This window comes from Sphingomonas mali NBRC 15500 (assembly GCF_001598415.1).
GTDB classification, from domain to species: domain Bacteria; phylum Pseudomonadota; class Alphaproteobacteria; order Sphingomonadales; family Sphingomonadaceae; genus Sphingomonas; species Sphingomonas mali.
The window spans coordinates 120371-132407 of sequence record NZ_BCYX01000009.1 but is presented as its reverse complement, the minus strand read 5'-3'; the positions used below and the strand labels follow the sequence as shown (position 1 = coordinate 132407).

General features: G+C 63.9%; 13 protein-coding genes. 2 read left to right on the top strand and 11 right to left on the bottom strand.

What is annotated here, in order from left to right; translation table 11 throughout:
• Window positions 1-282: 282 nt before the first annotated feature.
• The gene (gene hisI / locus SMA01S_RS09525; protein ID WP_066820697.1) at window positions 283-645 is read right to left on the bottom strand and encodes a phosphoribosyl-AMP cyclohydrolase; all 363 of its coding nucleotides are present in this window, start codon (window positions 643-645) and stop codon (window positions 283-285) included.
• Between the two features lie 142 nt (window positions 646-787).
• On the opposite strand from hisI, the gene purF reads away from it, so the two are divergent.
• Both purF and SMA01S_RS09515 read left to right on the top strand, forming a co-directional pair.
• Complete coding sequence (gene purF, locus SMA01S_RS09520; protein WP_066820695.1) at window positions 788-2245, top strand: amidophosphoribosyltransferase; 1458 nt, start codon at window positions 788-790, stop codon at window positions 2243-2245.
• A 5-nt stretch (window positions 2246-2250) separates the two neighbouring features.
• A complete protein-coding gene (locus SMA01S_RS09515) occupies window positions 2251-2958 on the top strand; it encodes an SDR family NAD(P)-dependent oxidoreductase (RefSeq protein WP_066820693.1) in 708 nt (235 codons plus the stop codon).
• Between the two features lie 12 nt (window positions 2959-2970).
• Here SMA01S_RS09515 and SMA01S_RS09510 read toward each other — a convergent pair whose 3' ends face one another.
• The 10 genes from SMA01S_RS09510 to SMA01S_RS09470 form a co-directional block, all read right to left on the bottom strand.
• Entirely contained in the window at window positions 2971-3963 is a 993-nt protein-coding gene (locus tag SMA01S_RS09510) for a DUF6976 family protein (protein WP_066820692.1), read from the bottom strand.
• A gap of 3 nt (window positions 3964-3966) precedes the next feature.
• A complete protein-coding gene (locus tag SMA01S_RS09505; protein ID WP_066820690.1) occupies window positions 3967-4239 on the bottom strand; it encodes a hypothetical protein in 273 nt (90 codons plus the stop codon).
• Complete coding sequence (locus tag SMA01S_RS09500; RefSeq protein WP_157093880.1) at window positions 4236-4613, bottom strand: hypothetical protein; 378 nt, start codon at window positions 4611-4613, stop codon at window positions 4236-4238. Before SMA01S_RS09500 ends, SMA01S_RS09505 begins: the two co-directional genes overlap by 4 nt.
• Before the next feature lie 101 nt (window positions 4614-4714).
• Window positions 4715-5872, bottom strand: a complete 1158-nt coding sequence (locus tag SMA01S_RS09495) for a serine hydrolase domain-containing protein (RefSeq protein WP_066820685.1) — start codon at window positions 5870-5872, stop codon at window positions 4715-4717.
• A complete protein-coding gene (locus tag SMA01S_RS09490; RefSeq protein ID WP_245649214.1) occupies window positions 5872-7083 on the bottom strand; it encodes an SAM-dependent methyltransferase in 1212 nt (403 codons plus the stop codon). The genes SMA01S_RS09495 and SMA01S_RS09490 overlap by 1 nt, the downstream gene beginning before the upstream one ends.
• Window positions 7084-7148: 65 nt before the next feature.
• On the bottom strand, window positions 7149-8522 hold the full coding sequence (locus SMA01S_RS09485; protein ID WP_066820681.1) for a cryptochrome/photolyase family protein: 1374 nt from the start codon (window positions 8520-8522) through the stop codon (window positions 7149-7151).
• A gap of 58 nt (window positions 8523-8580) precedes the next feature.
• Complete coding sequence (locus SMA01S_RS25375) at window positions 8581-8799, bottom strand: GxxExxY protein (RefSeq protein ID WP_369405664.1); 219 nt, start codon at window positions 8797-8799, stop codon at window positions 8581-8583.
• 7 nt (window positions 8800-8806) lie between these two features.
• Window positions 8807-8902, bottom strand: a complete 96-nt coding sequence (locus tag SMA01S_RS25370; RefSeq protein WP_369405665.1) for a GxxExxY protein — start codon at window positions 8900-8902, stop codon at window positions 8807-8809.
• A 126-nt stretch (window positions 8903-9028) separates the two neighbouring features.
• Window positions 9029-10066: a 2-oxoacid:ferredoxin oxidoreductase subunit beta gene (locus SMA01S_RS09475; RefSeq protein ID WP_066820680.1), complete on the bottom strand. Its 1038-nt coding sequence runs from the start codon at window positions 10064-10066 to the stop codon at window positions 9029-9031.
• Window positions 10063-11931 carry a 2-oxoacid:acceptor oxidoreductase subunit alpha gene (locus SMA01S_RS09470; RefSeq protein WP_066820679.1) on the bottom strand — a complete coding sequence of 623 codons (1869 nt, stop codon included), beginning with the start codon at window positions 11929-11931 and terminating at the stop codon, window positions 10063-10065. Before SMA01S_RS09470 ends, SMA01S_RS09475 begins: the two co-directional genes overlap by 4 nt.
• Between the last annotated feature and the right edge of the window lie 106 nt (window positions 11932-12037).

The window sequence follows — 12037 nt, the reverse complement described above, 5'->3', positions numbered from 1 at the left end:
GGCGGGATCGGCGACGATCCCCGCCTCGATCGCGGCTGCCTCGAGGCTGGTGGGGGTCGAGGTCGCCTGGGGGGCAGGCTGGCTGCCATGACAAGCAGCAAGAGCTAGCAGGCCTAACATCATTCCACGGCGACGAATTATCATGCCTCCCCGGCGAAGGCCGGGGCCCAGGATCGACGAACTAGGTTGGCAAGGAAACATCGGTGCCCCGGGCGTCACGAAACTGGGCCCCGGCCTTCGCCGGGGAAGCGTGAAGGAAAAGAGGCAGCCTTACGTGCCACTTCAGTCAATTCGCTCCAGCCCGTCCTTCGTCACCCGCCGGTAGAAGCATGACCGTTCACCGGTATGACAAGCCGGCCCCGCCGGATCGACGATCAGCCACACGGCGTCCTGGTCGCAATCGATACGAATATCGCGCACCCGCATCACGTTCCCCGACGTCGCCCCCTTGCGCCATAATTCGCCACGGCTGCGCGACCAGAACACCGCCTCACCGCTGTCGATCGTCGCCGCCAATGCCTCTGCATTCATATGCGCGAGCATCAGCACCTCATGCGAATCGCTATCGGTGACCACCGCGGTGATCAGCCCGTCGGCACCCCATTTCGGATCGAGCGTCAGCCCGGTTTCGCGCGAGTCGGTCATGCCACTCCCCTAGCGCGGTGCCGTGATCGGACAAAATCGGCACGGGACGTATGACAAATGCGCGACAAACCGGGTGAGCGTCACTATATGGCCGAGCGCCACAGCAGCACGGGCCCTAGGGCCTGCACTGAGTACGGACCCAATGCTGACCACGAATCCTTTCGACGACGACAAGCTCCGTGAGGAGTGCGGCATTTTCGGCGTGTCCGATGCGGACGGCGCAGCCGCGCTCGTGGCGCTCGGCCTCCATGCGCTCCAGCATCGCGGGCAGGAAGCCGCGGGCATCACCAGCTGGGACGGCAAGCATTTCCACAGCCATCGCGCGATGGGCCATGTCGCAGGCAATTTCGACAAGGACGAGATCATGGGCGGGCTGCGCGGGCAGACCGCCTGCGGCCATGTCCGCTACTCGACCACTGGCGAGACCGCGCTCCGTAACGTTCAACCGCTCTATGCCGAGCTCGCCAGCGGCGGTTTCGCGGTCGCGCATAACGGCAATATTTCCAACGCTTTCCGACTGCGCAACGATCTCGTCCAGCGCGGCGCGATCTTCCAATCGACCAGCGATACCGAGGTGATCATCCACCTGGTCGCGACCAGCTCGTACCGCGATCCGCTCGACAAGTTCGTCGACGCGTTGCGCCGCGTCGAAGGCGCTTATTCGCTCATCGTGCTGACCCCGACCGGCATGATGGCGTGCCGCGACCCGCTCGGCATCCGCCCGCTGGTGATGGGCAAATTGGGCGATTCGATCATCTTCGCGTCGGAGACCGTCGCGCTCGACGTCGTCGGCGCCGAATTCGTCCGCTCGGTCGATCCGGGCGAGCTGATCATCATCGAGGACGGCAAGCTGCGCTCGCTTCGCCCGTTCGGCCAGACCGCGGCGCGGCCGTGCATCTTCGAATGGGTCTATTTCTCGCGCCCCGATTCGATCGCCGGCGATCAGTCGGTCTATTCGGTCAGGAAGGCGATCGGCGCGCAGCTCGCGATCGAATCGCCGGTCGAGGCCGATCTGGTTATCCCCGTGCCCGATTCGGGCGTGCCGGCGGCGATCGGATATGCCCAGCAATCCGGCATCCCATTCGAGCTCGGCATCATCCGCTCGCATTATGTCGGCCGCACCTTCATCCAGCCCGGCGCAGAAGTCCGCCGCCTGGGCGTGAAGCTCAAGCACAATGCCAATCGCGCGCTGATCAAGGACAAGTCGGTCATCCTGGTCGACGATTCGATCGTGCGCGGCACCACCAGTCTCAAGATCGTCGAGATGATGCGCGAAGCCGGCGCGCGCGAAGTCCATATGCGCATCGCCTCCCCGCCGACCACGCATTCCTGCTTTTACGGCGTCGACACGCCGGAACGCGAGAAGCTGCTCGCGTCGCGTTATTCGGTCCCGGGCATGACCGACTTCATCCATGCCGACAGCCTGGCCTTCGTGTCGATCGATGGCCTGTACAAGGCGCTGGGCGAGGCCGGGCGTAATGGCCCCGCTCCCAAATATTGCGACGCCTGCTTTACCGGCGATTATCCGACGGTGCTGACCGATTACAGCGACGCGCATCTGGACGAGCAACTCGCCCTCCACCCCGAAGCCGCGGAATAAGCGTCATGACTAAGAGATTTGAGGGCCAGCTCGCGCTGGTGACCGGCGCGAGCCGTGGGATCGGCGCTGCCACCGCCAAAGCGCTCGCGGCGGAAGGCGCGCACGTGATCCTGACCGCGCGCACCGCCGGCGCGCTCGAGCAAGTCGAGGAAGCAATTCACGCCGCCGGCGGGACCGCGACCATCGCGCCGCTCGACTTGATCGAGACCGATAGCATCGCGCGGCTGGCGAGCGCGGTTGCCGAACGCTGGGGAACGCTCGACATCCTCGTGCTCAATGCCGCAACGCTCGGGTCGCTGTCAGCGGTGCAGGCGATCGACGCCAAGGAATTCGCCAAGGTGCTGACGCTCAACGTCAGCGCCCAACAGGCATTGATCGCCGCGTTCGACGCGCCGCTACGCAAATCGGCGCGTGCGCGTGTGATCGGGATAACGTCGAAGGTAGGCCGCCAGCCGCGCGCCTTTTGGGGGGCGTATGGCGCGTCCAAGGCGGCGTTCGAGACCTTGGTCCAGGCCTATGGCGAGGAGGTCGAGGGAATCAGCAACGTCCGCGTCGCGCTGCTCGACCCCGGCGCTACCCGCACCGCGATGCGCGAGCGAGCGTATCCGGGTGAGGATCCGGCCAGCGTCAAACCGCCGGAAACGGTGGCGGACAAGATCGTCGACCTGATCGCAAGCGATGTCGCATCGGGGCACGTCGAGCGGATCGCCTGACCCCCATCCGGCTCAGGCGGCCAGGGCGTGACGGACCGACAAGCGGGAGAGCGTCTGGTTGAGCAGGATATAGGCGAACTCGCCGAACGTGACCGGGCCGACGAAGCCGCCGGTCGGGCGGCCTTCGAGCTCGGCGTAGCGGTAATTCAGGATGCAATTGCACGACAGCATGTCCGCGGCGCTGCCTTCTCTCGCGCCTTCGGCATAGGCCGCACCATAATCCGCCACGGTACGTGCCAGGCGATAGATCGTGCCCGGCACGACCGGCGCATAGAAGCGCACACGGCCATTTTCAGCGTCCACCGTCTGGAAGGAAACATTGACCATCGCGCCGGCATAATCGGCGACGAGCGGCAAGGTGGTGTCTACGCCACGCGCCACGATATAGTGCGCGAGGTTGGTCGGGACGCCGCCGATCAGGCAATTGGTCACGTCGAAACCGCCTTCCGGAAAGGTGATACTTTCGCCGTCACCGGGAGCGAACAAATTGACGATGTCGAGATCCACCTCCGCCGTTTCCGGCAACGCCACCCACAAAGCGGCCAGTCCATCGGCCGACGCCGCGCCGGTCGCGCCGTCGAATACCATTGGCACATCCTGACCGACGCGGTCGAGATGGACGCCGGCGACCCAGCCGAACACAGGCTGGTTGTACAAACCCGGCAAGGCGGGGCCATCGACGGCATAGCGCTGGAGCGTCGTGCTGAACGCCGGCGTGACGATGCACGTGAAACCGTGCGCGAAGCGGTGTTCGATCAACCCGGACAAGCCATTGGGCGGCAGAATGGCCATTCGCGCATCCACAGCATCGTCAAAGGTGGTGCAGAACAGGCGATCTTCCCGCGACGCGCCTCCTTCGGGCGTCATGAAATAGGAGGTGGTTCCGCCGATCCAGTTGCCGCGCGGAAGCGATCTCAACAAGTGCTCCGGCCCCGATACGAACAGGATGGCGCGAGACGCGATGAGCGCAACCGTGTCTTCGATCGAGAGCAATGCGTTCTTCATCGTTCAGAATCCTGTGATCGCGGCGAGGTCGCGGTGTGCGAACTTGTTCTCGACGAAAAAGCGCCGAAGCTCTTGGACAGCTGTCGGCAGGACAGTGCTGTCCTTCGCGACTTCAATGCGGAGGCGTGTGATGATCAGACGGGTGGCTAGCGTCTTGATGTCCGGATCAAGCTCGCCGGTGAGCAGTCGGGCCCAAAGCTGGTCGTCGACAGATGGCAGGAGGCCGCCATCGGGCATCGTCCTGTCCTGCCGATCGATGCCTGGATAGCCGGTCATGCCGGATCCGCTTCCTCCAGCCACGCCTCAGCGCTCGGCATATCGTCGAACCAGCGGACATTGGGCATGACTGGAACCACTCGGCGCACCTGCATGCGCGCCAATGCGCCGCCGACCACGAAGGCCAGCCGGCGCGCCTGCCATTGCGGCTCGGCCAACATCGCACGCAATGTCGCGAGCGCCTCCTGCGACTGGATCGCGCATTGCGAGACGTCGCACAATGTCACGTGCTGGTTTGGCGGCGTTTCGAGCAGCGGAAGTTTGGCGGAGCGCTCCGTCCGAAGGGAAGCGAGCGACGCCTGGTCGAAAAAGCCCGCCAACGTATAGCGAACGACGCCCCGGGGATCGACATCTATCGAGTGACTTGCTGCCATCGGCGGTCTGTGCCCGGATAGCTCTTAAACTACCCTATCCGCTTGCCTCCGCAATCCTACTAGGTTTGGGACGGCCCACGGGGGCTCAAGGCGCGGGGCTGTCAGTCCGCCGCCGTCTCCACCTTCTTCCAGAACCCCGCCCGCGCGGCCGACAGCTTCTCGCCGGTGGCGGTCGGCCACGATCCCGACATTGCGATCACCAGCTTCTTCGCGGGATCGATCATGATGCTCTGACCGAAAATGCCGATCGCCGCGAAACGGCCGCCGGGTAGCGTCCACCATTGATAGCCATAGCCGAACCCGCCTTCGTCCTTGGGGATCGGCACCTGGTTGCTCGTCGCGTGCGCGAACCAGTCGTCGGGCACGACACCCTTGCCGCCCGAAAGCGCGAACATTCCCATCCGGGCATAGTCGCGCAAGCTCACCGACAGGCAGCAGCCGCTGACCTCGCTACCGGCCGGGTTGGTCATCCAGAAGGCGTCGCGCTCCATGCCCCACGGTTTCCACACCTTTTCGGTCAGATAGTCGGCCAGGCTCTTCTTGGTCGCGCGCTCGACCAGCACGCCGATCAAATTGGTCTCGCCGGTCTTGTAGACCCACTTGGTGCCCGGCGCGCTCTCGCGCGGCAGCTTCTTCATGTACCAGATCGTGGGGTCCTGGCCTGCCGGCACCTCATCGGAGAACATCCGCGCCACGTCGGATTTGGGATCGGTATAATCCTCGTTCCACTTCACGCCCGAGGTCATGGTCAGCAGCTGGCGTACGGTCACGCCGTCATAGCCGCCGCCCGCTAGGTCGGGGATGTATTTGGTGACCGGATCCTCGATCGACTTGATATAGCCGTCGCGGATCGCCGCACCGACCAGGGTCGAGGTGAACGACTTGGCGACCGAGAAGCTCGTCCAGCGCCCTTCAGGGCCGTAGCCGAGACCATAACGTTCGAGCCGAACCTTGCCGTCTTGCACCACGATCAGGCCGGCGACATCCAGTTCGGCCATACCCGCTTTAACGTCCGCCTCGGCGATCGGCAGTGGCTTGCCATTGGGGAGCGGACGGGCCTTGGCACCGGCCTTGACGACGTGGCCGGGAAAGATCTTATCCATCTCGCGGAAGTTCTGGTCGCGTTGTTGCTGGCTCCAGAACAGCACCTCGGCGCCGACCTGGCGGAGCTTTGCGCTATTGTCGGCAGGGGTGATGACTGATTGCGCCGACGCCACTCCCGCCAGTGCGAGCGCGGCAAACAGACCGAATCCTTTCATCACCCCTCCTTGATCAATGTCACCTGCGCCACATCGATCCCGCCACCACGGAACCCGCCCTCACAGTACATCAAATAAAAACGCCACAATCCTATGAAATGCTTATCGAATCCGTCCGGCAACTTACCCGCGGCGACGACCGCATCGAACGCTTCGCGCCAGCGCTTCAAGGTTTCGGCATAATCCAGCCGAAACGCATGGCGGTCGCGCCATGCCAGGCCGAGTTTCTCCGCCGCGGCGCGGAATCGGCTCTCCGACAACAACATTCCGCCCGGAAACACGTAGCGCTGGATGAAATCGACGTTGCGCGCATAGCCATCGTACATCGCATCATCGATCGCGATATATTGGATCGCGGCGCGGCCGCCGGTCTTCAACGCCCGCGCGATAGTGGCGAGGTAATCGGGCCAATATTCCTCCCCGACCGCCTCGACCATTTCGATGCTCGCGACGCCATCGAACGTGCCGGTGACATCGCGATAGTCGATGAGTTCGACCTCCACCCCATCGAGCCCCTGCCGCGCCATCCGCGCCTCGGCATAGGCCTTCTGCTCGGTCGACAGCGTGATGCCATGAACGGCAATGCCCGCTTTCGCCGCCGTCTCGGCAAAGGAGCCCCAGCCGCACCCGATTTCCAGAATGCGGTCGCCGGGATTGGTCGCGGTGCGATCGAGGATCGCCTTGAGCTTGACGTGTTGCGCATCCTCCAGGCTTTGGCCCGGCGCATCGAACATCGCGCTCGAATAGGTCATCGTTGGATCGAGCCACAATTGGTAGAATTCATTCCCCAGATCGTAATGCTCGTGGATATTGCGCCGAGCACCCTTACGGTTGTTGCGGCGTGCCTTGTGCCAGAGCCGGCGAAGCAGCCGCGAGAGGCCGTGCGCGCGTCCGGTACCAGCTAGGCCATGGCGATTGAGCGAGAACAACTCAAACAGCGCCACCGGATCGGGGCTTTCCCACTCGCCCGCCGCCCAGGCTTCGTACCAGCCGACCGAGCCGGCGGTCGCCAACCGCCATAAGGCTCGCCAGCTGTGCAGGATGACGACCGCCTCGGGGCCCGCGGCGCGGCCGCCGAGACGCTCAGGCGCGCCACCCTCCGGCAAGGAAACGGTGATCGCGCCGTGGGAGAGGCCTTTGTCGATGCGCGCAAGCAGCGGCCGCCCGATCAACGCAAGCGGTCGTCCGCGGCTGCGCTGCCCCCGGTTCATCGTCGGCGCATCCATAATTCACCTCAAAGCACGACAAACTCCGTTCGCCAAGCGATTCGGTCAGCTCACCGGACCTTTTTGCCCGCCGTCAGCGCTCGCTCACGCGCTTCGCGGTGCCCGATCACCTTGGAAGGATAGCCATTCGGTCGGCAGCCGGCCGCCTCTGGGTCATGGATCGCGGGATCGGGAATGCCCGCGAGCTCGGGCACCCATTGGCGGATGTAGTCGCCCGCGTCGAACTTCTCCGATTGTGCGAGCGGCGCCATGATCCGACCCCACATATTCGCATCGATGCCGGCACCGGCGACCCATTGCCAGTTGACCGAATTGTTGCCGTAATCGGCGTCGACCAGCGTGTCCCAGAACCAGCGTTCGCCTTCACGCCAGTCGATCAGCAGATGTTTGATCAGGAACGACGCCGCGATCATCCGCACGCGATTGTGCATCCATCCGGTCGCCCAGAGCTGACGCATGCCGGCATCGACGATCGGATAGCCCGTTTCGCCGCGTTGCCATGCGCGCAGATCGGCCTCGGCCGCCTTCCCCGATCGCCAGGGAAGATCGTCGAACCGCTCACGCCCGTTCCTGGCGCCGTAATCGGGCAATTGCAGGATCACGTTCTGGGCATAATCGCGCCAGGCGAGCTCGCTGAGGAAGACCTGGGTCGACCCGCCCTTTCCTGCCATCCGATGCCAGACCAAGCCTGGCGATAGCTCGCCGAAATGGAGATGCGGCGACAGGCGCGAACTGCCCTCGATCGATGGCAAGTTACGCGTGTCGTCGTAGCGCGCCACGTCGTCGACGAAATCGTCGACCCGGTCGTGTGCACCTGCCTCGCCCGGAGTCCATTCCCGCGCAAAGCCGGTCGCCCAATCGGGACTGGTCGGCAGCAAATGCCAATCGGTCAGGTCGTCGCTTGCCGGCCAGGAAGCAGGCGCCGGAATTTCATGCGGCCGGTGCAGCAGATGTGGTGGTGGCATGACGTCACGCAAGGCGCGCCAGAACGGCGTGTAGATCTTGTAAGGCGCTCCGCTACCGCTCGCGATCGATCCCGGCGGCGCGAGATAATTGCCGTCGTGGCAGACGAGATCGAGCCGCTTCGCCACCGCGCGCTCGGCGTTGCGCCACCACGGCTCGTAATGGCGGATGGCATGGACAGTGCCGGCGCCGACCTCCTTCGCGACCTTGGCCAGTTCCTCATCGCATTTGCCGCGCCGCAGGATCAGCCGCGATCCCTTCTCGCGCAGTGATCGATCGAGCGCTTCCAAACTGTGATGCAGCCACCATCGCGAGGCGGCGCCCATCTGGCGATGCTTAGGTGTCTCGTCATCGAGCACGTAGACCGGAATGACTGGTCCATCGTGTATCGCCGCGGCTAGCGCCGGCTGATCGGCAAGCCTGAGGTCCTGGCGAAGCCAGAGGAGGGTTGGCGAAGTCATGTCGGTTGGCGTGGAGAGAAAGTGACTCGCACAAAGACACTAAGCCACAAAGATCGTTTCACGGCTTGGGCGCGTAATAATTGTTGGCGATTCGACGGACGCCTTCTTTGAAGGTGGCAGCACCGAAATTCATCAGCAGGCCGAGCGGCAAGTCCAACAGACGGAGATAGGTGATGACCTGCTTCGCGTGGACGGGAGCGTGGCTTTCCGTCGATTTCAACTCGATCAGCAATCGCCGCTCAATCAGCAAATCGACTCGAAACCCTTCGTCAAGCACGACCCCTTCATATCGGATTTGGTACCACCTTCTGCCGTTCGACGATCAAGCCTCGCGTAGCGAGGCTTTGAAAGAGGCAAGCCTCATAAACCGACTCAAGCAACCCGGGGCCGAGCGCTTCGTGCAGCTTGAATCCGCAATCGACGGCGACCCGCGCCAATTCTTCCAGATCACGCGACAAAGGCGATCGCTCTTCGTGGCTTCGTGTCTTTGTGCGATCCAAAAAAGATCACTCGACCCGCGGCTGCTTCTCGACCTGCCACGTCTGCCCCTGGCTCAGCAGCTTCTGCAGGTCAGGCTTCTTGCCCTCGCTCGCCTGCTTGTTCTGCGCGATCACTGCACTGTCGAAGGTCGGTGCGGGATCGTCGTAGAGCACGCCTAGCGCCATCGGGAACGGACCGAACGGCATTTCGACCAGCATATGCGCCAGGCCGCGATTGGTCTGGTCGTGCACCGCAACGTGCGCGCCTTGCCAGTCGCCATCGACGACATCGACGACCTTGAGCACCAAACGGTCGGTATCCATCGTCAGGCCCTTGGTTCCGCCCGCGAACAGCAGCGGCTGACCATGTTCGACCCACAATTGGTTGCCCGAGGCATTGGCCTTTTCGGTGAACGAGGCGAACACATCGTCATTATAGACGATGCAATTCTGGAAAATCTCGACGAACGCGGCGCCCTGGTGCGCATAGGCCGCCTTGAACACCGAGGGCAGGTTCTTGTGCACATCGATCCCGCGCGCGACGAACCGCGCGCCCGAACCCAGCGCGAAGGCGCACGGCTGCGCCGGGCGGTCGACCGACCCGAACGGAGTAGACGGGCTACGCGTCCCGACCCGGCTGGTCGGCGAATATTGCCCCTTGGTCAGGCCGTAAATCTCGTTGTTGAACAACAGCACCTGGCAATTCAGGTTACGACGCAGCAGGTGCATCGTATGGTTGCCGCCGATCGACAGCGCGTCGCCGTCTCCGGTGATGATCCACACGTCGAGCTCGGGATTGGCGAGCTTCACCCCGGTCGCGACCGCGGGCGCGCGGCCGTGGATCGTGTGGAAACCATAGGTCTCCATGTAATAGGGGAAGCGCGAGGAGCAGCCGATGCCGCTGACGAACACGGTATTCTCGGGCCGCGCGCCGATCTCGGGCATGGTCCGTTGCACGGCCTTCAGGATGGCGTAATCGCCGCAGCCCGGGCACCAGCGCACTTCCTGGTCGGTTTCCCAATCCTTGGGGCTGCTCTTCACCACTGGGGACGTCATGTCGTTCATGCGAGAATTCCTTCGATCGCCGCCTCGATCTCCGCGATGCGGAAGGGCTGGCCCGACACTTTGTTGAGCGGCTTGGCGTCGACCAGATATTGGTCGCGCAGCACCGTCTTGAGCTGGCCGGTATTCATCTCGGGTACGAGGATCTTCTCGTAACCCTTGAGCAACGCGCCAAGATTGCCCGGCATCGGCCAGATGTGACGCAGATGGATGTGGCTGACGTCGAGGCCGCGGCGGCGCGCGCGCCGCACTGCCTGGTGGATCGGGCCGAAGGTCGAACCCCAGCCCACCACGACCAGCTTGCCGCCCGGATTGCCCAGCTCGATTTCCTGGTCGGGGATCTTGATCCCGTCGACCTTGGCCTTGCGGATATCGGTCATCGCCTGATGGTTGGCGGGGCCGTAATCGATATTACCGGTGCCCTGCTGCTTCTCGATCCCACCGATGCGGTGGAGCAGTCCGGGCGTGCCCGGCTTGACCCAGGGGCGAGCAAGCTTCTCGTCGCGGGCATAGGCCTGGAACCCGCCCTCCGGCACCGTGTCGAGATAGCGAACCGGGAACGGCGCGTAATCGCTGACCTCGGGTACTTTCCACGGTTCGGCGGCATTGGCGATATAGCCATCGGTCAGCACCATCACCGGCGTCATATATTGCGTGGCGATCCGCACCGCCTCGATCGCGACCTCGAACGCGTCCGACGGGCTGCGCGCGGCGATCACCGGCATCGGCGCGTCGCCGTTGCGGCCATAAACCGCCTGATAGAGATCCGATTGCTCGGTCTTGGTCGGCAGACCGGTCGACGGCCCGCCGCGCTGCGAATTGATGATCACCAGCGGCAGCTCGGTCATGATCGCGAGCCCCATCGCCTCGCCCTTGAGCGCGATGCCCGGGCCCGAGGACGAGGTGACGCCAAGCTGCCCAGCATAAGACGCGCCGATCGCGCTGGCGATCGCGGCAATCTCATCCTCGGCCTGGAAGGTGGTGATGCCGAACTCCTTGAGCCGGCTGAGGTGATGGAGGATCGCCGATGCAGGCGTGATCGGATAGCCGCCGAAGAACATCGGGATATTGGCGAGCTGCGCACCCGCGACCAATCCCATCGAGATCGCTTCGGCGCCCGTCACCGTACGATACAGACCCGGCTCGGCGGGAGCGGCGGCGACATGGTGCTGCTTGAGCGGCCCGGAAATCTCCGCGGTCTCGCCATAAGCGTGGCCGGCGTTGAGCGCGGCGATATTGGCCTCGGCCAGCGCCGGCGCCTTGGCGAACTTGGTCTTGAGCCAGTCGATCAGCGGCTGGCGGTCGCGGTCGAACATCCAGAGCGCGAGCCCCAGCGTCCACATGTTCTTGCAGCGCAGCGCTTCCTTGTTGCCAAGGCCGAACGGCTTCACCGCCGCCACCGTCAGCGCGGAAATGTCGAACGCCAGCACTTGCCACTTGGCGAGGCTGCCGTCCTCGATCGGATTGGACTCGTACTTCGCCTTGGCCAGGTTGCGCTCGGTGAATTCGCCGGTGTCGGCGATTACCAGTCCGCCAGGCTTGAGCTCGTTGACATTGGTCTTGAGCGCCGCGGGGTTCATCGCGACCAACACGTCGAGCGCATCGCCTGCGGTCTCGATCGAGGTCGACCCGAAATTGATCTGGAACGCCGACACGCCGAACAGCGTGCCGAGCGGCGCGCGGATCTCGGCCGGGAAATCGGGGAAAGTGGACAGATCATTGCCGGCCAGCGCGGTCGACAGCGTGAACTGCCCCCCGGTCAGCTGCATGCCGTCGCCGGAATCTCCGGCGAAACGGACAACGATCGATTCTGCGTGTGGGTGGGCCGACGCCTCGGTGGGCGTCACTTCGTGGACGGCGGTCGCCATGTCAGCACTAAATCCTGCGGTCGTGTTCGGAGGTCTCTCTAGGCGCGGGACCCCTCGGGACCAACGTAGATCGGTTACGCTTCCGTGAAAACCGTTCTTTACTGCA

Bases quoted from the DNA above. Each gene is read 5' to 3' on its own strand.
- SMA01S_RS09495 (WP_066820685.1), bottom strand. From the start codon at position 5,872: ATGAAAGGATTCGGTCTGTTTGCCGCGCTCGCACTGGCGGGAGTGGCG.
- SMA01S_RS09485 (WP_066820681.1), bottom strand. From the start codon at position 8,522: ATGACTTCGCCAACCCTCCTCTGGCTTCGCCAGGACCTCAGGCTTGCC.
- SMA01S_RS09510 (WP_066820692.1), bottom strand. From the start codon at position 3,963: ATGAAGAACGCATTGCTCTCGATCGAAGACACGGTTGCGCTCATCGCG.
- SMA01S_RS09515 (WP_066820693.1), top strand. From the start codon at position 2,251: ATGACTAAGAGATTTGAGGGCCAGCTCGCGCTGGTGACCGGCGCGAGC.
- SMA01S_RS09470 (WP_066820679.1), bottom strand. From the start codon at position 11,931: ATGGCGACCGCCGTCCACGAAGTGACGCCCACCGAGGCGTCGGCCCAC.
- SMA01S_RS09500 (WP_157093880.1), bottom strand. From the start codon at position 4,613: ATGGCAGCAAGTCACTCGATAGATGTCGATCCCCGGGGCGTCGTTCGC.
- purF (WP_066820695.1), top strand. From the start codon at position 788: ATGCTGACCACGAATCCTTTCGACGACGACAAGCTCCGTGAGGAGTGC.
- SMA01S_RS09505 (WP_066820690.1), bottom strand. From the start codon at position 4,239: ATGACCGGCTATCCAGGCATCGATCGGCAGGACAGGACGATGCCCGAT.
- hisI (WP_066820697.1), bottom strand. From the start codon at position 645: ATGACCGACTCGCGCGAAACCGGGCTGACGCTCGATCCGAAATGGGGT.
- SMA01S_RS09475 (WP_066820680.1), bottom strand. From the start codon at position 10,066: ATGAACGACATGACGTCCCCAGTGGTGAAGAGCAGCCCCAAGGATTGG.
- SMA01S_RS09490 (WP_245649214.1), bottom strand. From the start codon at position 7,083: ATGAACCGGGGGCAGCGCAGCCGCGGACGACCGCTTGCGTTGATCGGG.